At 70.8% G+C, this 21670-nt stretch carries 17 protein-coding genes; 6 read left to right on the forward strand and 11 right to left on the reverse strand.

Going from position 1 to position 21670, the window contains the following annotated elements; translation table 11 throughout:
• Positions 1 to 350: 350 nt before the first annotated feature.
• The 5 genes from ACSDR0_RS39440 to ACSDR0_RS39460 form a co-directional block, all read right to left on the reverse strand.
• Positions 351 to 3218, reverse strand: coding sequence for a glycosyl hydrolase family 95 catalytic domain-containing protein (locus ACSDR0_RS39440; RefSeq protein ID WP_435294065.1), 2868 nt, complete (start codon positions 3216 to 3218; stop codon positions 351 to 353).
• Positions 3219 to 3283: 65 nt separating this feature from the next.
• Positions 3284 to 4315 carry an ABC transporter permease gene (locus ACSDR0_RS39445; RefSeq protein ID WP_435294066.1) on the reverse strand — a complete coding sequence of 344 codons (1032 nt, stop codon included), beginning with the start codon at positions 4313 to 4315 and terminating at the stop codon, positions 3284 to 3286.
• The gene (locus tag ACSDR0_RS39450) at positions 4299 to 5786 is read right to left on the reverse strand and encodes a sugar ABC transporter ATP-binding protein (protein ID WP_435294067.1); all 1488 of its coding nucleotides are present in this window, start codon (positions 5784 to 5786) and stop codon (positions 4299 to 4301) included. Before ACSDR0_RS39450 ends, ACSDR0_RS39445 begins: the two co-directional genes overlap by 17 nt.
• Positions 5787 to 5814: 28 nt before the next feature.
• On the reverse strand, positions 5815 to 6885 hold the full coding sequence (locus ACSDR0_RS39455) for a sugar ABC transporter substrate-binding protein (protein WP_435294068.1): 1071 nt from the start codon (positions 6883 to 6885) through the stop codon (positions 5815 to 5817).
• Positions 6882 to 8303 carry an enolase C-terminal domain-like protein gene (locus ACSDR0_RS39460; protein ID WP_435294069.1) on the reverse strand — a complete coding sequence of 474 codons (1422 nt, stop codon included), beginning with the start codon at positions 8301 to 8303 and terminating at the stop codon, positions 6882 to 6884. Before ACSDR0_RS39460 ends, ACSDR0_RS39455 begins: the two co-directional genes overlap by 4 nt.
• A 308-nt stretch (positions 8304 to 8611) precedes the next feature.
• Here ACSDR0_RS39460 and ACSDR0_RS39465 point away from each other — a divergent pair, with 308 nt between their 5' ends.
• Genes ACSDR0_RS39465 through larE form a run of 5 tightly spaced genes read left to right on the forward strand, consistent with a single transcriptional unit; the run spans position 8612 to position 13434 of the window.
• Complete coding sequence (locus tag ACSDR0_RS39465; RefSeq protein ID WP_435294070.1) at positions 8612 to 9391, forward strand: FadR/GntR family transcriptional regulator; 780 nt, start codon at positions 8612 to 8614, stop codon at positions 9389 to 9391.
• The gene (gene larA, locus ACSDR0_RS39470; protein ID WP_435294071.1) at positions 9388 to 10668 is read left to right on the forward strand and encodes a nickel-dependent lactate racemase; all 1281 of its coding nucleotides are present in this window, start codon (positions 9388 to 9390) and stop codon (positions 10666 to 10668) included. The genes ACSDR0_RS39465 and larA overlap by 4 nt, the downstream gene beginning before the upstream one ends.
• Positions 10665 to 11444 (forward strand): nickel pincer cofactor biosynthesis protein LarB, encoded by a 780-nt coding sequence (gene larB, locus ACSDR0_RS39475; RefSeq protein ID WP_435294072.1) that lies wholly within the window; start codon positions 10665 to 10667, stop codon positions 11442 to 11444. Before larA ends, larB begins: the two co-directional genes overlap by 4 nt.
• Positions 11441 to 12595 (forward strand): nickel pincer cofactor biosynthesis protein LarC, encoded by a 1155-nt coding sequence (gene larC, locus ACSDR0_RS39480; RefSeq protein ID WP_435294073.1) that lies wholly within the window; start codon positions 11441 to 11443, stop codon positions 12593 to 12595. Before larB ends, larC begins: the two co-directional genes overlap by 4 nt.
• An 11-nt stretch (positions 12596 to 12606) precedes the next feature.
• On the forward strand, positions 12607 to 13434 hold the full coding sequence (gene larE / locus ACSDR0_RS39485; protein WP_435294074.1) for an ATP-dependent sacrificial sulfur transferase LarE: 828 nt from the start codon (positions 12607 to 12609) through the stop codon (positions 13432 to 13434).
• A gap of 114 nt (positions 13435 to 13548) precedes the next feature.
• Here the strand turns inward: larE and ACSDR0_RS39490 are convergent, their stop codons facing one another.
• From ACSDR0_RS39490 to ACSDR0_RS39510, 5 genes are all read right to left on the reverse strand, one after another.
• Positions 13549 to 15921, reverse strand: coding sequence for an NEW3 domain-containing protein (locus ACSDR0_RS39490; RefSeq protein WP_435294075.1), 2373 nt, complete (start codon positions 15919 to 15921; stop codon positions 13549 to 13551).
• Between the two features lie 75 nt (positions 15922 to 15996).
• On the reverse strand, positions 15997 to 17214 hold the full coding sequence (locus tag ACSDR0_RS39495; protein ID WP_435294076.1) for a mandelate racemase/muconate lactonizing enzyme family protein: 1218 nt from the start codon (positions 17212 to 17214) through the stop codon (positions 15997 to 15999).
• Between the two features lies 1 nt (position 17215).
• Complete coding sequence (locus ACSDR0_RS39500; protein WP_435294077.1) at positions 17216 to 18043, reverse strand: carbohydrate ABC transporter permease; 828 nt, start codon at positions 18041 to 18043, stop codon at positions 17216 to 17218.
• Positions 18043 to 18870: a carbohydrate ABC transporter permease gene (locus ACSDR0_RS39505; protein ID WP_435294078.1), complete on the reverse strand. Its 828-nt coding sequence runs from the start codon at positions 18868 to 18870 to the stop codon at positions 18043 to 18045. Before ACSDR0_RS39505 ends, ACSDR0_RS39500 begins: the two co-directional genes overlap by 1 nt.
• Positions 18871 to 19033: 163 nt before the next feature.
• Positions 19034 to 20308 (reverse strand): ABC transporter substrate-binding protein, encoded by a 1275-nt coding sequence (locus tag ACSDR0_RS39510; protein ID WP_435294079.1) that lies wholly within the window; start codon positions 20306 to 20308, stop codon positions 19034 to 19036.
• Between the two features lie 139 nt (positions 20309 to 20447).
• Between ACSDR0_RS39510 and ACSDR0_RS39515 the strand changes: the two genes are divergently transcribed.
• Positions 20448 to 21218, forward strand: a complete 771-nt coding sequence (locus ACSDR0_RS39515) for a FadR/GntR family transcriptional regulator (protein WP_435294080.1) — start codon at positions 20448 to 20450, stop codon at positions 21216 to 21218.
• A gap of 44 nt (positions 21219 to 21262) precedes the next feature.
• Here the strand turns inward: ACSDR0_RS39515 and ACSDR0_RS39520 are convergent, their stop codons facing one another.
• On the reverse strand, positions 21263 to 21646 hold the full coding sequence (locus ACSDR0_RS39520) for a hypothetical protein (RefSeq protein WP_435294081.1): 384 nt from the start codon (positions 21644 to 21646) through the stop codon (positions 21263 to 21265).
• Between the last annotated feature and the right edge of the window lie 24 nt (positions 21647 to 21670).

A 21670-nucleotide genomic window follows, 5' to 3' on the forward strand; every position in this document is an offset into this window, starting at 1 on the left:
TCCCTGCCTGGACATTCGTCCGGGGAGGGATCGTCTGACGGCGCCCGCGCAAGTGAAAGTTTCACAGAAGTTACGACTTGGCAATCATGAATTTCGGACCGAATTCCGCTAACTTCTGTGACCTGGCTGTCAGGTGTGGCGGTTCCCCTTCCGATCGGCTTCCGGCGAGGAAAACTCCGACCACGAACGCCTCGCCGGTCCGAACGCCCGGCGTTCGTGCCGGCCCGGCCGCCGGCTGGGCGCCGGAGCCGTCCCGGGGCGCGACGCGCACACCGGGATGTGCTCCGCCACGACCGGTGGCCGGTCGCGGCGGAGCACACATGGATCAGGTCTGGGACAGGTGCCGACCGTCACACGCCCGTGATGGTCCACTGGTTGTTGGTGTTGGTGTTGGGCGCCCACATGGCGACGGTGGAGCCGGCGGTGCTGTTGCCCATGCCGTCCAGGGCCGTACCGGTGCCGCGGTTGATGATCTGGGAGCGGCCGTTGCCCACGTTGTTGAGGCGCCACTGCTGGTTGTTGCCGCCGCCCCAGGCCGCCTGCCGGGCGACGGCGCCGTTGGCGGCGTTGCCCCAGCTGTCGATGACCATGCCGTTGGTGCGGTTGACGATGCGGTACCAGCCGCTGCCCAGGTCGACGAGCTGCCACTGCAGGTTGGCGCTGCCGTCGTTGTTCCACTGCTTGAGGTTCGACCCGGAGGCGACGTTGCCGCCGCTGTCCAGGACCAGGCCGGTGGTCCCGTTGGCGATCCGCACATAGGTGGGCTGCGGTGCGCCGGTTCCGGTCAGGCGGTACGTGCGGCCGGCCTGGCCGGTCAGCGCGACGACGTCGGACTCGGGTTTGGTGACGGTGACGGCGGCGCCACTCGCGGTGTCGACCACCTGGTAGGTACCGGTGAAGATCCGGTTGCGCACGTTGACGGTCCCGTCGCGGTCGAACCTGACGAGGATCTCGGTGGCCGTGCCGGAGCTCCACGTCGTGTCCACCGTGTAGCCGCCACGCCCCCGCAGGCCCTGCACCTTCCCGGCCGGCCAGGCCGTGGGCAGCGCCGGGAGCACGTGCAGCTCGCCGTTGTGGCTCTGCAGGAGCATCTCCGCGATACCGGACGTCGCGCCGAAGTTGCCGTCGATCTGGAACGGAGGATGCAGGTCGAACATGTTCGGCGCGAGCCGGGCCGTCGTCACCAAAAGACGGATCAGGGTGTGCGCGCGGGCGCCCTCCTCCATCCGCGCCCAGTAGTTGATCTTCCAGGCGAGCGACCAGCCGGTCCCGTCGTCGCCGCGCAGTTCGAGGGTGCGCCGCGCGGCGTTGTACAGCGCCGGGGTGCCGCGCTTGGTGATCTGGTTGCTGGGGTGCAGGCCGTAGAGGTGGGAGACGTGCCGGTGGGCGGGCTCGGTCTCGATCCAGTCGTACAGCCACTCCTGGATGTTGCCGCGCGAGCCGGTCTTCGTCGGAGGGAGCCGGTCCCGGGCGGCCAGGACCCGCGTCCGGAAGTCGGCGTCGACGCCGAGCGCCTGGCCGGCCTTGGCGCAGCCGTTGAACAGGTCGCGCAGGATCTGGTTGTCCATCGTGGGGCCGGCGCAGACGCTGACGCCGCTGTGGTGGGCCAGCTCCGGGGAGTTCGACGGGTTCGTGACCAGGAACCCGAGGCTCGGTTCCTGCACGAGGGTGTCGAGGAAGAACTGCGCGGCGCCCTTCATCGCCGGGTAGTACCGCTGGAGGAACGCGGTGTCGCCGGTGAAGGTGTAGTGCTCCCAGATCAGGGTGGCCAGCCACGCGCCGCCGGTCTGCCACATGCCCCAGAACGCGCCGTCGACGACGGAGCTGCCCCGCCACGCGTCGGTGTTGTGGTGGGCCACCCAGCCGCCGGCGTTGTACTGGACCTGGGCCGTGCGGGCTCCGCTGACCGTGAGATCGTTGATCATTTCGAACACCGGCTCGAAGCACTCCGACAGGTTCGTCGTGTCGGCCGGCCAGTAGTTCATCGGCAGGTTGGCGTTGATGGTGTACTTCGAGTCCCAGGACGGTGCCAGCGAGTCGTTCCAGATGCCCTGCAGGTTGGCCGGCTGGGTGCCGGGCCGGGACGAGGAGATCAGCAGGTAGCGGCCGAACTGGAACAGCAGCACCGAGAACTGCGGGTCGTTGACGCTGTTGTGCTGCGCGATCCGCACGTCGGTCGGCTGGTCGGCCGCCGAGGTGCGGCCGAGCTCGAGCGTCGTGCGCCCGAACAGCCGCTGGTAGTCGGCGACGTGCCGGGCGCGCAGGTCGGTGTAGGTCCTGGCGACGGCGGCGTTCAGATGCTGCCGCGCGATGCCCTGGTAGTCGCCGCTGACGTCGCGGAAGTTGCGGTAGCTGGAGCCGATCGAGATCAGCACCGTCACGCTGTTCGCGGACGTCACCTGCAGCGTGCCGCCGGAGCTGCTGACGGTGCCGCCCTCGATGACGGCCCGCGCCAGGCCCATGAACCGGACCGCGCCGGTCTTGCCCTCCATGTTGCCCGAGACGCCGCTGAGCGCCACCGTCGTGCCGTCCGGACTGGATCGCGTCGTCTGCTGGGGGCTGTCGAACGTCGCGGAGAACGTGATCGAGCCGGTCCTGTCGGCGGTCAGGCGCATGACGATCACCTGGTCCGGCGCGCTCGCGAACGTCTCGCGCTGGTAGCGCACGCCGTTCTTCAGGTACGACACCGTCGTGGTGGCCGTGGTCAGGTCCAGATAGCGGTTGTACTCCGAGACCCCGGAGGTGTTGCCGAAGGCGAGCCGCAGGTTGCCGACGGTCTGGTAGGCCAGCTGGCCCGCGGGGCTGCCGAGCATGTTCTGGTCGATCAGGGTCTGGGCCTGGCTCCACTGGTTCTGGAAGACCAGCTGCCGGATCTGTCCGAGCGCCGCCGCGCCCCGGGTGTTGCTCTGGTCGTAGGGCCCACCGGCCCAGACGGTGTCCTCGTTGAGCTGCAGCCGCTCGGTGTCGACGTTGCCGAACACCATGGCGCCCAGGCGGCCGTTGCCGATCGGGAGCGCGCGCAGCCAGTCGGTGCCGGCGCTCTCGTCGTACCACAGCGCCAGGTCGCCCGCGGCGCTCACCGCTGGAGGGGGCGCCGAGGCGGCCCGCGCGGCCGCCGTCCATTGCAGCGGTAACAGCAGAGCGCCGGCTCCGGCTGTTCCGATCTGCATCAGTCGCCTGCGTGTCAGGTCGTGCTCGTCGGACATTGTCGTTCCCATCGGTAGGGGGTGTGGCGCTTGGAAGTGCCGTGGCGGAGGAACGGGGAATGGCTGTCTGGGGCGGGTTATTCCTGGACTTTTCCTCCGGTGAGGCGGGACAGGATGAGGGCGATGAGGATGATGGCGCCGTTGAGTGCCTGGATCCACTGGGCGGGCACGCCGGCCAGGGTGAGGACGTTCTGGATCATGTAGAGGAGCAGGATGCCGGTGAACGCGCCGAACATGGTGCCCTTGCCGCCGTTGAGGCTGACGCCTCCGATGACGGCCGCGGCGAACACGGTGAAGATGGCGCCGTCGCCCTGGGCGGCGGCCACCGAGGCGAGGCGTCCCGACAGCAGCAGGCCTCCGAGGGCGGCGAGCAGGCTGGCGCCCACCAGGGCGGTCCACAGCACCCGGCCGGTGCGGATGCCGGCGGCCTTGGCCGCGTCCACGTTGCCGCCGATGGCGTACAGGGCGCGGCCGTAGCGGGTGAAGCCGAGCAGCACGATGCCGGCGGCGAACAGCAGCAGGCACAGCCAGATCGAGGCGGGCACGCCGAGCCACAGGGCCGAGCCGAGGTAGAGCATCGACGGCGGCAGGTTGAAGAAGGTCTGGCCGCCGGAGATGCCGGTGAGCAGGCCGCGCAGCACGATCAGCATGCCGAGGGTGACGATGAAGCCGTTGAGCCCGAACCGCACGATCAGCAGCGCGTTGATCGCGCCGATCAGCGCGCCGACGGCCAGGGTGACCGGGATCGCCCAGACGCCCGACAGCACGCCCAGCCCGGCGCCCGAGCCGACGGCGACGGTCAGCCAGGCGGCCACGCCCGGCGCGAGACCGAAGGTCGACTCCAGTGAGAGATCCATCTTGCCGGCGACCAGGACGATCGTCTGCGCCATGACCAGCAGCGACATCTCCGACATGGTCTGCAGGATGTTGATCAGGTTGTCGCCCTGCAGGAAGATCGGGTGGACGATCTGGCCGACGACGGCGATCACGATGATCGCGGGGATCAGCGCGAGGTCGCGCAGCCGGGCCAGCCGCACCCGTGGCCGCTCCCGCGGGGGGACGGCGCTCTCCGCGGCGGGCGTGAGGGTTTTCTCAGGCGTCGAGGGCATCGAGCCGGACTCCTTCCATGGCCGCCACCACGTCGTGGTCGTGCCATCCGGCGGCCATCTCCGCGACGAGGCGGCCCTGGAACATCACCAGCAGCCGGTCGCACAGCCGCAGGTCGTCGAGCTCGTCGGAGGCGATCAGCACGCCGCTCCCCTTGGCGGCCGTCTCCTCGACCTTGCCGAGCAGGAACTCCTTGGACCTCACGTCCACCCCGGCGGTGGGGGTGATCAGCACGAGCAGCCGGGGATCGGAGGCCAGCGCCCTGGCCATGACGACCTTCTGCTGGTTGCCGCCGGACAGGCCCATCACGGGCAGGCCGGGACCGGGGGTCTTGATCGCCAGGTTGGTGATCAGGGTCCTGGCCAGCCGGTCACGTCGCCGGCCGTTGATCAGGCCGGCCTCGCCGAGCCGTTCGGGGACGGTCATGGTGGCGTTGTCGGCGATCGACATCATCGAGACGAATCCCTGGTGATGCCGGTCGCGGGGGACGAAACCGACACCCGCGGCGAGCGCGTCGGGCACGCTGCCGGGACGGGGGCGGCGGCCGGCGACCTCGATCGCGCCCGAATCGGCCGCGCGCAGCCCGACGACGGTCTCGGCCAGTTCGGTCCGGCCGCTGGCGGTCGCGCCCGCCAGGCCGACGATCTCGCCGGCCCGGACCTGGAAGTCGATCTCCCGGTAGGCGTCGCCGTATGACAGGTCGCGCACGCCGAGCACCACGCCGGCATCGGCGGGCACGGAGGCCCGGGGGAGTGCGGTGGCCAGGCCGGTGGCCTCTCCCGCCATCGCCGCCACCAGCTCGGCGTGCGTCAGGTCGGCCACCGTGGTGGTCAGGATGTGCCGGGCGTCGCGGAAGACGGTGACCGTGTCGCAGATCTCGTAGATCTCCCGCAGGTGGTGGCTGATGAACAGGAAGGTCACTCCCTGTTCCTGCAGGGCGCGGATGCGGGTGAACAGCCGGGCGATGGCGGCGGCGTCGAGCTGGGCGGTCGGTTCGTCGAGGATGATGAACCGGGCGCCGAAGGACAGCGCGCGGGCGATCTCCACGAACTGCCGCTGCTCGACGTCCAGCTCGCCGGCCGGCAGGCGTACGTCGACGTCCACCGACCAGTCGGCGAGCAGCGTGGCCGCCTTGCGCCGCAGCGCGCCCCAGCGGACCAGCCCGAACCGGTTCAGGTCGTGGCGGTGCAGGTAGAGGTTCTCCGCCACGGTCAGCTCGGGGATGATCGTGGACTTCTGGTAGACGCAGGCCACCCGCCGCCGCCAGGCGTCGCGGTCGGCGAGGCGCGGGGCGGGTTCGCCGCCGAACCGCACCTCGCCCTCGTCGGGGGGCTGGAGCCCGGTGAGGATCGAGACCAGGGTGGACTTCCCGGCCCCGTTGCGGCCGACCAGGGCGTGAGTCCGGCCGGGCATGATCTGGATTCCGGCGCGGTCCAGCGCGACGGTCTCGCCGTATCTCTTGGTGACGCCCACCGCCTCGACGAGAGGAGCGGGCGCCCGGTCAGCCGCCAAGGTTGTTGCCCCACAGCGAGGAGTCGTCCGACTTGACGCTCGGGACGTCGCCGTAGGTGGCGCCGTCGGCGGTGACCAGGGGCGCGGAGAGCTGGTCCTCCAGCAGGCCCGGACGCACCTGGACGATGGTGCTGTCGTGGTCGGTCGCGCCGGGCTTGAACGTCTTTCCGTCGATGGCGGCCTTGGTGTACTCCAGCGCGTACTTGGCGTACTGGTCGGCCGGCTGTGAGACGGTGGCGTCGATGTTGCCGGCGGCGATCTCCTTCAGCTCCTGGGGGATGCCGTCGTTGGAGATGACGAAGACGTGCTTGGAGTCGGCCGGAGGGACCAGCAGGCCGCGCTGCTTGAGCACCTGGAGGGTGCCCGACAGGGCGAAGCTCGACTGCATGTAGACGCCCTTGATGTCGGGGTGGGCGGTGAGCTGCGTCTGGAGTTTTTGCGAGGCGATGGCGCCGTCCCAGTTGGTGGCCTCGCCGAACACCGTGATGCCGGGGTAGCCGGCCTTCATGCAGTCGTTGAACGCCTCGGTGCGGTCGCGGCCGTTGATGGAGGCCAGGTCGCCCTGGAGCATGATGACCTTGCCCTTGCCGGACAGCTTCTCGCCGAGGAACTTGCACGCCTTCTCCCCGTAGGCCCGGTTGTCGGCGCGTACGACCATGTAGGCGTCGCCCTGCTCGGGGCGGGTGTCGACCATGACGACGGGGATCTTCTTGGCGGTGAGCTGCTGGAGGGTGGGCGCCACGGCGGCGGTGTCCTGCGGCGCCAGCACGAGGCCCTTGACGCCCTGGCTGATGAGACTCTGCACGTTGGCGGTGAGCTTGGAGATGTCGTTCTGCGAGTTGGAGGTCTTCAGCTCCAGACCGTTCTCGGCGCCGAACTGGGGGACGTACTTGATGAAGGAGTTCCAGAAGTCGGTGTCGGAGCGGGGGTAGTCCACCCCGACGACCGGTTTGCCGCCCTCCGGGGCGGCCGCCGTGCCGCTGCCGGCGCCGCCCCCGCAGGCGCCGGTCAGGCCGGCCGCCAGGGCGACGGCCGTTCCCAGGGCGAGTCCTCGTCTCATGGTCGTTCCTTTCCTGTGCTTGGTCGCGGCCGAAGGCCGTACATGCCGCCGTCCACGGCCAGGTCGGTGCCGGCCGCCCCTCTGCCGCCGGCGGCTGTGTCAGCGGCTGTGTCGGGGGCTGTGTCGGGGGCCCACCGGGGGCCGTGCGGATAGGCGTACTGGGCGCGCGACGCCGGACGCATCTCGGCGCCTCCGCCTGGTTCGAGGGGAGCGACGTACCGGCCGTCTCTGATCACCACCGGGTCGGTGAAGTGCTCGTGCAGGTGGTCGATGTACTCGATGACGCGGTCCTCGGTGGTGCCGCTGACGGCCACGTAGTCGAACATCGACAGGTGCTGGACCATCTCGCACAGGCCGACGCCACCCGCGTGCGGACACACCGGCACCCCGAACTTGGCGGCCAGCAGCAGGATGGCGATGTTCTCGTTGACCCCGGCGACCCTGGCCGCGTCAAGCTGCAGGATGTCGATCGCGCCCGCCTGCAGGAACTGCTTGAACATCACCCGGTTGTGGGCGTGCTCGCCGGTGGCGACCTTGATGGGCGCGACCCGCTTGCGGATGGCGGCGTGGCCGAGCACGTCGTCGGGGGAGGTGGGCTCCTCGATCCAGTACAGGTCGAACTCGGCGAGCGGGGCCAGAGATTCGACCGCCTGGCCGACGTTCCATGCCTGGTTGGCGTCCACGGCGATGCGCACATCGGGGCCGACCGCCTCGCGGGCCAGCCGTACGCGCCGCACGTCCTCGGCCGGATCGGCGCCGACCTTCAGCTTGATGAGGCGAAACCCGTCGGCGACCGCCTCCTTGGCCAGCCGGACCAGCTTGTCATCGGTGTAGCCGAGCCAGCCGGGGGTGGTGGTGTAGGCCGGGTAGCCCTCGGCGAGCAGGCGTGCGCGGCGCTCGGCGCGGCCCGGCTCGGCGCCGCGCAGGATGACCAGCGCCTCCTCCCGGGTGAGCGCCTCCTCCAGGTAGCGGAAGTCGACGACGTCGACGATCTCCTCAGGTGACAGCTCCGACAGCAGCCGCCACAGCGGCTTGCCCGCCCTGCGCGCGCGAAGGTCCCACAGGGCGTTGAGCACGGCCCCCGCCGCCATGTGGATGACGCCCTTCTCCGGGCCGAGCCAGCGCAGCTGGCTGTCGCCGGTGAGCCGGCGCGACACCCCGCCGAGATCGCCGAGCACCTCGGCCACCGGCCGTCCGGTGACCAGCGGCGCCAGCGACTCCACGGCGGCGACGGCGATCTCGTTGCCGCGCCCGACGGTGAAGGCGAGCGAGTGCCCTTCCTGCCCGCCGCCGGTCCGCACGATCACGTAGGCGGCGGAGTAGTCGGGCTCGGGGTTCATGGCGTCGGAACCGTCGAGGTATCGAGAGGTGGGGAATCGGATGTCGTGGGCCTCGACCGCGGTGACCAGCTCCGTCACGGTGACCCGCTCTGGCGATGCGTGCGCACGAAGGTCTACCTCCAGCGGATGTTTCCGGAAGGTGAAGAGATCTTCACCACATGGACATGGGATGTCTTTGTAATCCCCCGGGCGCGATGTGTCTAGACCCTCAGACGAGATATCGCTAACATGACGTATTAGTCGGATATTTACTGAGTGCGTCGCGCGGATACAGCCCATGTTTGTCCTGCGATCGATCGGCGCCTCGCACGGACATGGGATGTCTGTTATGTTCCCGCTGTGACCTGCGTACCGATCGAGCGACTCCACGGCCGGAGGCCGCGCCCATGTCCCTGACCGACGAGGCGATCTCCCGCATCCGGGCGCTCGTCCAGTCGGGTGAGCTCCCCCCCGGGGCGCGGCTGCCCCCGGAGCACCAGCTCGCCGCCCAGCTCGGTGTCTCCCGCAACGGGTTGCGCGAGGCGGTCAAGGCACTGGTCGTGGCCCGGGTGCTCGACGTACGGCGGGGTGATGGCACCTACGTGACCAGCCTGGAGCCGCGGTTGCTGCTGGAAGGGCTGGGGCTGGCCGTCGAGCTGCTGCGCGACGACACCCTGCTGGAGATCGTCCAGGTGCGGCGGATGCTGGAGCCCGCGGCGACCGCGCTGGCCGCGTCCCGGATCTCCGCCGAACAGCTCGCCGAGATCGGCGAGCACCTGGCCGCGATGTGCGCGGCCAGCGACGACGTGGAGAAGCTGAACCACCATGACGCCGCCTTCCACCGTGCCGTGGTGCGGGCGACCGGCAACGAGACGCTGTCCACCCTGCTCGACGGGATCTCCGGCCGCACCCTGCGGATGCGGGTGTGGCGTGGCACGGTCGAGACCGGCAGCTCGCACAAGACCATCGCCGAGCACGAGGCGATCTACAACGCCCTGGCCGCCGGTGACGCGACGCTCGCCCAGGCGGCGGCGCTGGTGCACATCGGCACGACCGAGACGTGGCTTCGCTCGGTGCTCGAAGACGTCGAGGGCTCCCCGGACGGGGCCGACGGCGACCCGGACCCGGCCGATACCGGCATCTCCGACGGACTCTGGCCGGAGCCCGGCGCGGAGGAGACGCCGTGAAGGTCCGCCTGGCCTACGGGGAGACCGGCTTGACGGTCGAACTGCCCGACAGGGCCACCACGGTGGTGACGCCTGTCCACCACGCGGCCGCGCCCGACCAGATGGGCGCGCTGCGAGCGGCTCTGCGCGACCCGGTGTCCGGGCCGCCGCTGCGCGAGAGGGTACGGCCCGGCCAGACCGTCGCCATCTCGGCCTGCGACGGCACCCGCCCCCAGCCGCGGCACCTGATGATTCCGGCGATCCTTGACGAACTCGACGGCGTCATCGACCTCGACGACGTGACCATCCTCGTCGCGACCGGCACCCATCGCGGCAACACCGAGGCCGAACTGCGCGCGATGTTCGGCGACACGGTCGTGGACTCCGTGCGGATCGTCAACCACGACGCCCGCGACCCGGGATCGCTCACCTACCTCGGCCGCTTCGGCAAGGACGTGCCGGTATGGCTGAACACCGCCTGGGTCGAGGCCGACGTGCGGATCACCACCGGTTTCGTGGAGCCGCACTTCTTCGCGGGCTTCTCCGGCGGACCCAAGCTGGTCGCCCCCGGCCTGGCCGCGCTGGAGACCGTGCTCACCCTGCACGACGCCGCGCGCATCGGCGACCCCCGGGCCACCTGGGGAGTGATCGAGGGCAACCCCGTGCACGACGACGTGCGGGCCATCGCCGAGGGCACCGGGGTGACCTTCGCCCTCGACGTGATCCTCAACCGGGACAAGGACATAGCGGCGGCGTTCGGCGGCGACATCCTGCCCATGCACGCCGCCGCCACCGCCGCCGCCCGCCGGGTCGCCATGCGAGGGGTCGAGGCGCCCTTCGACGTGGTGGTGACCACCAACTCCGGTTACCCCCTCGACCAGAACCTCTACCAGTCGGTCAAGGGCATGTCGGCGGCGTTCCAGGTGGTCCGGCCGGGCGGCGTGATCGTCTGCGCCGCCGAGTGCCGCGACGGCTTCCCCGACCACGGCTCCTACCGTGAGGTGCTGGCCTCGGCGCCCTCCCCGCGGGCGCTGCTCGACGCGATCGCCGCCCGGCCGGTGACCGTCCCCGACCAGTGGCAGGTGCAGATCCAGGCACGCGTCCAGGCGGGCGCGCGGGTGGTGATGCACACCTCATATCTCAGCGACGCCGACCTGGCGGTCGCCCACCTGGAACGGACCGGCGACATCGCGGCCACGGTGACCGAGGCGCTGGCCGCCGCCGGGCCGGGCGCCCGCTTGTGCGTGCTGCCGGAGGGCCCGCAGACCATTCCCTACCTGTCCGGCGGCCGGGCATGAGCGAACGCGCGGTGGACCTGGGGTTCGCCCGCGTCGACGTGGACCGGGAGGCCCGCCAGGGGACGCCCGAGGTCGTCTACGGGCCGGGCAAGACCGCCGGGGAGATCGCCGCCATCGTCTCCACCCTGCTCGCCCGCAACACCGGCCCGGTGCTGGCCACGCGGGTCGAGGAGACGGCCGCCGGGGCCGTCCTGGCGACCGTGCCGGGCGGGTCCTACGACCCGGTGGCGCGGCTGCTGGTGTGGCGGCCGGCGGCGGCCGGCCCTTTCGCGGTCGCGGTGGTCACGGCGGGTACGTCCGACGGGCCGGTGGCGGCCGAGGCGGCGGCCGTGGCCCAGGCGATCGGGCTGGCCGTCACCGTCGTCCGCGACGTGGGCGTGGCGGGAATCCACCGGCTGCTCGCCGAGACCGGGCGGCTACGCGCGGCCGACGCGGTGATCGTCGTGGCGGGCATGGAGGGCGCGCTGGCCAGCGCCGTCGGCGGTCTCGTGGCGGCGCCGGTGATCGCCGTGCCCACCTCCGTCGGGTACGGCGCGGCCCTGGAGGGCGTCACCGCCCTGCTGGCGATGCTGTCCTCGTGCGCCGCGGGCCTCACCGTGGTCAACATCGACTCCGGGTTCGGCGCCGCCATGGCCGCTCACCGGCTCGCCCACACCGCCACCCGCCGCGCCTCCTCACCATCCCCGCCCACCCCGTTCCCGGTCGGCGCGGACTCTCCCGCACCCCGGCCCTCCCCGGCGGGCGCGGAGGCGGCGGAGCAGGGGGAAGGGCCGTGATCTGCTGGGTCAACCCGTTCACGGGGCTGGCGGGGGACATGCTGCTGGCGGCGCTCATCGACGCCGGGGCACCGCTGGACGGCATCCGCGCGGCGGTGGGATCGACCGGTCTCACCGGGTGGGAGCTGACGGCCGGGCGGGTGGTCAGCCATGGGCTGGCGGTGACCCGCGTACGGGTCGTGGTCACCGACACCGCGACCGAGCGACGGGCGGCCGAGCTGATCTCCATGGCCGGGGCCGCCTGCCCGGAACCGGTCGCCGCCCTCGCCGGCGCCGCGCTGCGGGCGATCGCCGAGGCGGAGGGCCGGATCCACGGCGCCGACCCCGGCCGGGTGCACCTGCACGAGCTGGGCGGCCACGACGCGCTCGTGGACATCGTCGGCGTGGCCGCCGCGCTGCACCTGCTCGGCGTCACGGCCGTGCACTGCGCCCCGATCCCCCTCGGCACCGGCACGGTGATCACCCGCCACGGCGTACTGCCCGTACCGGCCCCCGCGACCGCCGCCCTGCTGCAGGGGGCTCTGGTGACCGGCAGCGACCTGCCCGGGGAGACCGTGACCCCCACGGGGGCCGCGCTGCTGCGCGCCATGGGAACGCGATACACCCCGCCGCCGGCGATGACCCCGGTGGCGACCGGCTACGGCGCGGGCACCCGGGAGCTTCCCGACCGGCCGAACATCGTCGCCGTCACCCTCGCCGAACCCGCCCGCGACGCCGGCACCGAGCCCCTGGTCGTCCTGGAGACCAACCTGGACGACGTCACCGGCGAGGTGCTCGGCCACACGATCGCACGGGCCCTCGACGCCGGCGCCCTGGACGCCTGGGCCACCCCGGCCACCATGAAGAAGGGCCGGCCGGCGCACGTGCTGCACCTGCTGTGCCGCCGCCCCGCCGCACCGGCCCTGCGCGAACTGGTCCTCACCGAGACCGGCGCGCTCGGCGTGCGCGAGGTCGCGGTCGAGCGCACGGCCCTGCCCCGGCACACCACCGAGGTGGACCTGGAAGGCCATCGCGTGCGTGTCAAGCACGGACCCCACTCGGCCAAACCCGAACACGACGACGTGGCCGCCGCCTCGGCCGCCCTTGGCTTGTCCCTGCGCGAGACGGCCGCCTGGGCGCTACGGCTGACTCGCGAACGGCCCCCTACGTAAAAGAGATCAGGATGACCCCCGACAGCAAGATCACCACACTGCTCGACCGGCTGGCGGCCCTGCCCTCACTCGCCGTCGCCTTCTCCGGCGGGGCCGACTCCGCGCTGGTGCTGGCGGCCGCGGTCCGGGCACTTGGGACCGGGCGGGTGCTGGCGGTGACGGCGGTCTCCGACAGCCTGGCGGCCGAGGAACTCGACGTGGCCCGGCGGTTCGCGGCCTCCCTCGGCGTACGGCACCCGCTGCCGGCCACCGCCGAGGCGGCGAACCCCGGCTACCGCGCCAACGGCCGCGACCGCTGCTACTTCTGCAAATCGGAGGTACTCGACGTGATCGGCCGGGTGGCGGCGGAGCACGGCTTCGCACACGTCGCCACCGGCACCAACGCCGACGACGCCGTGGACCCGTTCCGGCCGGGAATCAGGGCCGCCGACGAGCGCGGGGTGCTCGCCCCGCTGCGCGACGCCGGTCTGACCAAGGCCGAGGTACGGCGGGTCAGCGAGGCGTGGGGCCTGGTCACCTGGGACAAGCCGGCCGCGCCCTGTCTGGCCAGCCGGGTGGCCTACGGCCTGGAGGTGACGCCGGCCCGGTTGCACCGGATCGAGACGGCCGAGCGGGCGGTGCGCCGCCTGCTGGCCCGAGCCGGTCTGCCGGTCACCGACCTGCGGGTACGTGACCTCGGTGACCGGGTGCGAGTGGAAGTGGACGCCGGCTTGACGCCCCGGGCCGCCGGCCTGCCGGGCCTGGTGCCGGCCGTACGCGAGGCCGGCTTTCCCGGCGCTCGGGTGGAGGTGGCGGCCTTCCGCTCCGGAGCCCTGAACATCGAGCCGCCCCGCCTGTGACCGGCCGGGGTCGCCCGCGCGTGGCCCTGGTGACCGGGAAGCCGTACGGCCCGGTCACGGTCCGTACGGCCCCGGGCTCGCTCACGGTGAGGCCGTCGAAGCCGGACCGGCCCGTCACGCCGGCGGCGTGGGAGACGGTGATCGACCCGGCGTCCCGCCTCCCCACGGCGGGCCGGGCGCGGCCGGTGTCAGCGACCTGTCCAGGACGTAACCGGCCTCGCCGACCTGGAAGATCACCGACGCCTTGACGGGCGTGTGGCCGATCGGGGGCGTGAACGGCTCGGGTGCCGTGACCTTCCACGTCTCGGTGTCCGAGGCGCCGGGGGGCAGCGCGCGTCTCACCGGCCTGCCGGCGCGTTCGGCCCGCCAGCCCTCGGGGACGGTGATCGAGACGGTCAGGCCGGTGACCAGGTGGTCGCCCAGGTTCTTCACCGTGGCGGTGACGGTGGCCGGATCACCGGCACTCACGGTGACCGGATCGGCCGCGAGGAAGGCGCCGACCGGGGGACGCCGCGGGTCGGGAGCGCCGCGGTACGGGCCGGTGGGGCCCGCGTTGTAGATCACCCGGCTGGCCTCGATCGGGAGGTTGCCGTGCGCGACGGTGATGTTGCCATGGACGACGTTGTCGCGGTCGCCGTCGGCGATGCCGGTGATGGCGGGGTTGGTCACGTAGTTCTCGATCAGCGTGAGGTCGCCGGTGTGATTGCCGTTCTGGGTGTTGGCGTGCGCCCACTGCCCCGCGGTGTCGGCGAACACGTTGCGGCTCACGCTCAGGTACCGGGAACCCTCGTCGAAGTACAGGCCGAACTGCCCGCTGTTCTCGCAGTAGTTCTCGTCGATGAGGCCGCCGGGTATCGCCGAGAGCGTGTAGATGCAGCCGGCCTCCGACATCGTCCGCACGACGTCGCGCACGTGGTTGCCCACGACGCGGACGTCGCTCAGAGTCGTCGGCGTGCCGTGGACCGGCTGGAAGTCGTAGAGCCCCCGGCCGAGGTAGTCGGGGCTGCCCCCCGGGTCGTTGGCGCCCCAGCCGTAACCGAGTCCGATGCCCATGTAGGGCATGTCGCAGACGTAGTTGTGCTCGATGGTCAGCCGCGTGACGTAGCTGGCGAAGATCGCGGCCTGGTCCAGGTATTCGAGCGCGGTCGCGTGGACGCGGTTGTCGCCGAGCACGATGTCGCTGTTGACCATACGAGGGTCGGACGGGTGGTGCGCGTCGGGGCGTACGCCGCCGACCACGATGCCGCCGCCGGAGCTCGCGGTGAACGTGCACCCCACGACCGAGACCCTGTGCGCGCCCAGGCCCACGCCGGTGGCGTGGGCGCCGGCGTCGTTGCCGATGCCCAGCCCGACGGAACCGAGGTTGACGAAGGTACAGCCGGCGAACCCGATGTCGTCCGCCGCCGACACCTGCACCGCCGCGGGCGCCTGCTCCCAGCCGTTACGGGACGCCTCCAGTCCCGCGCAGCCGGAGGAGCACGAGGTGAACGCGTCGGCCGGTCGGTGGGGCTGGACGCCGCTGATGAACACGCCGGTCTGCTGGTTCGCGTACCCGTCGGGCGAGCCGGGGCGCAGCCACGTGGTGCCGGTGAAGGTCAGGCCCTCGAACCGCAGGTCGCGGGCGGGCTCGTCGTAGGTGCCGCCGATCTGGACCAGCGATTCCAGCCGCGGCAGCTCCACCCGCGCGCGCGAGATGTCCTGCCCGGGAAGCGGCTTGTAGTAGAGCGTTCCCGCCGTGGTGTCCAGATACCACTCGCCGGGCTCGTCCAGGAAGCTCCTGGAGTTGAGCAGGAAGAACGTCGGCGTGCGGAACGGGGCCTGGACGGTGTCGTAGCCGTAGGTGTTGTTGTCCCAGGCCGGCTGCCGCATGACGACCGTCGAGCCGGAGATGCTCCGCACCGGCGCGAATCGGTTGGTGAACGACAGCATCGCCTGGAAGTCGATGCGCCCCTGGTCGGGCAGGGGGGCCAGGTAGGCGAGGTCCGGGTTGTCGATGGTGAAGCCGGTCGGGGTCAGCGTGATGTCGCCGCGCGCCAGCTTGATCCGCGCGCGCTGTGCCGGGATTCCGTCGACGTAGAGCTGCCGGCTGTCGAATCCGGTGCCGACGTGCGCCCTGTAGACGCCCGTGGCGGCGTCGTCGGGCTCCCAGCCGGTGACGGGCCGGGCGCCGCTCAGCACGGGTGTGGCTCCGCGCGCCGCCTTCCAGGTCACGGTGTGCCCGTTCCGGCCGGAGTCGGCGGCGTCGAAGCGCAGCGGCGAGGCCAGCCGGTAGGTCCCGTCCAGGAGCAGGACGGTGACGTCGCGGTTCCCCTCGGCCGCCGCGTCGCGCGCCCGTCGCCGCGCCTCCTCCAAGGTCGCCAGTGGCCGGTCCGTACTGCCCGGCCCCCTGTCGTCGGCGTTCTCGGCGCCGGGGGGCGCGACCACGATCGTGTGGCCCGCCCGGACGGCTTCCGCCCGGGTCGCGGCCGATGTACCTATGTGCGGCACGGGTGACGGACACACGTGCGTTCCCTTCTTCCGGTCCGGGATACGGCATGGACGGTCGGCGTCGAACGGCGGGACTCACCTCGGCGTTCGACGCTGACCGTCCATGACCAGGGGGGTGAGCAGGCGCTGCTGTGCGACGTGACCGTTGTCGGTCACCGCCAGCAGCCGCCGGCCGGCCTGCTCGGGCCGGACGCCGGGACCGTCGGCCGTCAGGGTGCCCGGCCGGAGGGTGAGCCCCCCGATGACGTCCTCGTCGACCGTGAGGCCCAGGCCGGGCGAGTCCCCGAGGAGGAACGCGCCGTCCTCGACGCACAGGTCGACGGACACTCCGAGCGGCGGCCGCAGGTCCTGCAGCTCGCTGGCCATGTGGTTCGGCACCGAGGTCGCGGCGTGCAGCAGGCCGGCCGGGATGTTGCCGATCGGGCTGACCGGCAGATCGTGGGCGTGCGCCAGGGCGGACACCCGCAGGAAGTGGGTGACTCCCCAGACCGCGGCCGTCTGGACGATGTCGACGGCCCCCGCGGCCAGCAGCGGACGATACTGCTCGAGCCCGGTGAGGTTCTCCCCGGTGGCGACCGACGCGCGGATCCCGCGGCCGACGACGGCCAGGCCCTCGGCGTCCCACCGCCGGACGGGCTCCTCGATCCAGGTGAGATCCAGGGTGCGCTCGAGCTCGCGGACGTGCCGGATCGCCTGCTTGCGCGACCAGGCCTCGTTCACGTCGAGCATCAGGCCCGGCCGCGTTCCGTGCCCGGCCTCGGTCAGGACCTCCTGGACCAGGGTCAGGCGGTGCCGGTCCCGCTCGATGTCGAGGCCACCCTTGATCTTGGCCGCCCGCAGACCGTGCCGGGCGTAGACCTCGTACACCGAGACGAGTTCGTCGTCGGTCAGGCCGATGTCCAGGCCCGAGGCGTAGGCGGGAACCCGCCTGTCACGCCCGCCCAGCAGACGCCAGAGCGGTTCACCGGCCGCCTTCGCCTTGATGTCCCACAGGGCGGTGTCGAGCGCGCCGATGGTCCCGAACACCGCGCCCGCGTGGCCCGCCTTGAAGGTCTGCCGCAGCATGCGGTCGTACAGCGCCGTCACGCCGCGCGGATCCTCACCCTCGATGGCGGCGAAGACGCCGTCGAGCTCCACGTGCGGCCCGATGCCGACGCCGGTGATCCCCTCGTCGGTGTCCACCATGATGATCGACACCGGAACGACCCCGTCGGCGTAGACGCCGTTGGCGTCACCGACCGGACGGTCCCATTCCTGGACCGTCGTCAACGTGCGATACCCCGAAATACGCATGTCAGCCCTTCGTGGAACCGGCGGTGACACCGTCGGCGATCTGGCGCTGGAGAAAGAGATAGACCATCAACACGGGCACGGCGGCGATCAGAACCCCGGAGGCGAAGGTGGGGATGTCGTCGGAGTACTGTCCGCGCAGCGAGGTGACCCCGACCATGAGGGTGCGGTGGTCGGCCGACGGCATCATCAGCAGGGAGATGAGCACGTCGTTCCAGCAGAACAGGGCGTCGAGAATGCCGACCGACAGCAGGGCCGGGACCCCTATCGGCAGCATGACCCGCCGGTAGACGCCGTACGTCGTGTTCCCGTCGATTCTCGCCGCGTCGATGATCTCCCTTGGAACGGTCTTGTAGTAACTCGTCATCAGGAAGATTGTGAAAGGGAGGAACTGCGCGACGTAGGCCAGGATCAGTCCCGGATAGGTGTCGATGAGGCCGCTGTCCGCCATGACCCGCGTGAGCGGCACCATGATCACCTGGAACGGGATGAACAGCGCCGCGAGACAGCCCAGGAAGAGCGCCTTGGAACCGCGGAACCGCAGCTGACTCAGCGCGAAGCCCGCCATCGATCCGAGGAGCAGCAGGACGACCACCGAGATCGTCACCACGATGAGCGAGTTGGCGAAGTATCGTGCCATGCCGACGCTGGTCCACGCGGTGACGATGTTGTCCCAGTTCAGGGAGGTCGTCGGGGAGAACCGGTCGAGGACGTAGTCACGCCGGGTCTTCATGGCGACGTTGACGGTGAACACGAGGGGATAGATCGTCGCCAGCGCGAGGAGCGCCATCGGAACGGCGACCACCCACTTGCCCAGGCGTTTGCCGAGCATCAGTCCTCCCTTCCGGCGCGGCGGAGCACGCTGATCTGCAGGAGCCCCACCACGAGCATGATGAGGAAGAGCACCGTCGACGCGGCCGAGGCGAGCGCGGGGCGGTTCATCTGTCCCTGCTGGATCCAGACGTAGTACTCCGGCAGGTAGGTGGACCCCTCCGGGCCGCCGCTGGTCATGACGTACAGCAGGCCGAACATGGACGTCAGCATCCCGATCATCGTGGTCACGAAGACGAACTGGATGGTGCGGGTCAGGCTCGGGATGATCACATGCCAGATGATCCGGGGGAGCGACGCGCCGTCCACCCGGGCCGCGTCCAGGAGCGCGGGGTCCAGGGTGGCGAATCCGGCGAGGAACACCACCAGGGCCATCCCGAACGTCGCCCAGATGTGCACGCCGACAACCGCGAACATGGCGACATCCGGGTCGCCGAGCCAGTCGACCGGGCCGACGCCGATCGCCGCGAGGGCGGTGTTCAACGGGCCGTCGAAGGCGAGCATGAGGTTGAAGATCGCACCGATGATCACCGGTGAGAGCACGGCCGGGAAGAAGTAGACGCTGCGGAAGACCCGGTGCCCGGGTACGCGCAGGTAGATGAACGTCGCGAGCAGGCCCGGGATGGCCACCGCCACCGGAAGCAGCAGCACCAGCAGCCCGACGTTGCGCAGCGCGCTCTGGAACGTCGCGTCCTGGAACATCTCCAGGTAGTTGTCGAGGCCGACCATCGTCCCGTTGCGCTCGCCGTCGCCCGTGAAGGAGAAGTTGACGCCCAGCAGCAGCGGCCACAGTCGCAGCGCCACGATGATCAGTAGGGCCGGAGCCACCAGAACGTAGGGCGCGAGGCGTTCGGAACGCAACGTGCGGGAGGCCGGACGGGAAGCGGTCCCGGTGTCACCGCGGCGTTCCGGCCGTCCCGTCTCTCCTCCGCCGGTCCGCCCGGGGCCGACCGGGCGGACCAACGGTGACGAATCTCGGATCGGCACGGGATCAGCTCGCCCGATCCGAGGCGGCCAGCTGCTCCACCACCTCGTCGACGGTCGCCGATCCGCTCAGGAGCTGCTGGGACAGCCTTCCCATCAGGTCCAGGGTCTTGGAGGACAACGCGACGTGCAGGGCGGGCTTACCGCCCTTGAGGTCGGCCACGATCGTGCCGACGGCCACGGGGCCCTGCGACACGTCGATCGTGGTGTCGGACGCGATCGCGCCGGCGTCGGAGTAGAAGGAGGTCAGGGCGTCGGTCGTGGTCAGCGACCGCACCATGTCGGCGGCCAGCTTGGGGTCCTTCGCCTTCTTCGCGACCGCGTAGCCGATGCCGCCGTCGTACGCGAGGCTCGGGGTGGTTCCCTCGGTGACGACCGGGGCCGGCATGACGCCGACCTTGTCGGCCCCCAGGAACTCGCTGAAGTCCTTCCAGTGCCCGATGTCCGACATCAGGCCGATGATGTGGGCGGCCTTGCCGGAGTTGAAGATCGTGAAGGCGTCGTTGAACATCGCGGTCGAGTTGCCTCCCTTGTTGTTCAGCCCCGAGTCGCCGGCCTCCTTCCACAGCTTGAAGATCTGCTTCACGTTGGGAGAGTCCCAGGCGCGCTTCCCGGCGATCCAGTCGTCGTACTCCTGCGCGGTCAGGATGCCCGAGCCGAGGCCCGACATGAAGAACTGGATGCCGGCGCCCTCCTTGTTGCCGAGCGCGAAGCAGTCGGCCCCGGTCTTCTGCTTGATGGTGGCGCAGTCGTCGACGAACTCCTTCCACGTCGTGGCGGGGCTCGCCGGGTCGAGTCCGGCCTTCTCGTACAGCGTCTTGTTGTAGTAGATCGGGTGACCCTGCAACGTCACCGGCGCGCCGTAGATCTTGCCGTCCTTGCTGAACGCGTCCCAGCCCGCCAGGCGCTGCTTGTCCTCGGCCACGTACTGGTCGAGCGGAAGGAGCGAGTCCACGCGGTCGCGGATCTGGCCGCCTCCGTTGAAGAGCATGACGTCCGGTCCCGTGTTGGACTGGATGGCCGCGCCCAGCAGGGTGTAGTACTGGTCGAACGGCTGGGCCACGAATTCGACCGTGACGCCGGGGTGCTTCTTGGCGAAGTCGTCCTTGGCCTTCTGGATGTAGGAGGCCGCGGCCGCGTCACTTGACTTCCAGTCCCAGACCACGAGCTTCGTGACCTTGCTGGAGTCGCTCGGCGCCGACGTGGGCCGGGTGGCGCTCCCGCAACCGGCTAAAGCCAGTCCGGCGACCAGAAGGGCGGACCACAGTGTTCGCTGCTTCATTGCTGTTCACTCTCCAGAGGACGGCCGGCTCGCCCGGCCGCTGTTTGAGGCGAAACGTAATTCGTATGACGTCTGACGTCAATACACGTGACATATACTGACGTCGAAATGTGGCGCCGCCCGCGGCACCGGAGGAGATATGACGACATCGCAGGAGTCGCCGCCGAGCGCCGCGTCCCCGCCGGCATGGGTGCGACGGCCGGCCAACCTCGCCAGGGCGGTGACGGCGGAGCTGGTGGAGCGCATCGTTCGAGGGGTGCACCCCTCAGGAACACCGTTGCCCGCCGAACCCGCGCTTTGTGACGCCTTCTCGGTGAGCCGGACCGTCGTCCGCGAGGCGGTGAAGATCCTTCAGGAGAAGGGGCTGGTGCAGGTCCGCCAGGGCAGCGGCACCATAGTCACCCCGCCGACGATGTGGGACATGCTCGACGAGCTCGTCCTCGCGGCGACCATCGCCGAGGACGAGAGCCTGGCGATCCTTGACGACCTCGTCGTCACGCGGCGCGTGCTTGAGTCCGACATGGCGAACTTCGCCGCCCGCCTCGCGGATCAGGACACCATCGACCGGCTGGGCGCGCTGGTGGATCGGATGGACGAGCTCGTGGACGACCACGTCACGTACGCCGAGCACGACCGTGCCTTCCATGACACGATCATGCAGACGTCCGGGAACCGTATCGCCCGTGGCGTGGTGCGGGCCCTGGAGAGCCAGGTCATCAACACCGCCCGCTACATGGGCCAGCCCCAGCGGGCTCTGTGCGTGGCGTCCAACCTCGGCCATCGCCGCGTTTACGAGCGCATCGCCGCCCACGACCCCGGCGGCGCCGCCGAGGCGATGTTCAACCACATCACCGACGCCTGGCTCGTCCGTCGCGGCGGGCCGGACGACCCCGTGCGCCTGGAGCGCTGAGCGCCGTCCTCGCTCAGCGGGAACGCCTCCGGCGATATCGGCGCTCATGGGCGCGCGTTCCCCCGCGTATGGCCGTCGGGGAGGTTCGAGGGCTCGGCGGAGGGAGCCGGGCAGGGCAGGCCCAGGGTGGTGATGCGCCGCACCAGGGCCTCGCGCCGCACCCAGACCCGACGGTCACCGTCGTGGCCGGCCAGCGTGGCGGCGCGGACTTCGGCGATGACGTGGGAGTGCGGAACGTTGAGCACCGCGGCGGCCACGGCGACGCTCACCATGGGCTCGTCGGGCAGCATCGCCAGCCGTTCGGCGATCATGCGCTCGCGGAATTCGGTGGCGAACCACACGGTGGCGTCACCGATGCCGAGATGGAGGACGAGGCCTTCACGCTCCAGGTGCCGCAGGAGGTCGTCGATGTCGTCCGGCGTGCTCACGCGGCGCTCCCTCGTGTCGGTGGT

The organism is Streptosporangium sp. G11 (assembly GCF_051192615.1).
Taxonomy (GTDB): Bacteria; Actinomycetota; Actinomycetes; order Streptosporangiales; family Streptosporangiaceae; genus Streptosporangium.

Coding starts and splice junctions, on each gene's coding strand:
- ACSDR0_RS39440 (WP_435294065.1), bottom strand. CDS start 3,218: ATGGGAACGACAATGTCCGACGAGCACGACCTGACACGCAGGCGACTG.
- larB (WP_435294072.1), top strand. CDS start 10,665: ATGAGCGAACGCGCGGTGGACCTGGGGTTCGCCCGCGTCGACGTGGAC.
- ACSDR0_RS39500 (WP_435294077.1), bottom strand. CDS start 18,043: ATGCTCGGCAAACGCCTGGGCAAGTGGGTGGTCGCCGTTCCGATGGCG.
- ACSDR0_RS39515 (WP_435294080.1), top strand. CDS start 20,448: ATGACGACATCGCAGGAGTCGCCGCCGAGCGCCGCGTCCCCGCCGGCA.
- ACSDR0_RS39465 (WP_435294070.1), top strand. CDS start 8,612: ATGTCCCTGACCGACGAGGCGATCTCCCGCATCCGGGCGCTCGTCCAG.
- ACSDR0_RS39510 (WP_435294079.1), bottom strand. CDS start 20,308: ATGAAGCAGCGAACACTGTGGTCCGCCCTTCTGGTCGCCGGACTGGCT.
- larE (WP_435294074.1), top strand. CDS start 12,607: ATGACCCCCGACAGCAAGATCACCACACTGCTCGACCGGCTGGCGGCC.
- ACSDR0_RS39455 (WP_435294068.1), bottom strand. CDS start 6,885: ATGAGACGAGGACTCGCCCTGGGAACGGCCGTCGCCCTGGCGGCCGGC.
- ACSDR0_RS39445 (WP_435294066.1), bottom strand. CDS start 4,315: ATGCCCTCGACGCCTGAGAAAACCCTCACGCCCGCCGCGGAGAGCGCC.
- ACSDR0_RS39495 (WP_435294076.1), bottom strand. CDS start 17,214: ATGCGTATTTCGGGGTATCGCACGTTGACGACGGTCCAGGAATGGGAC.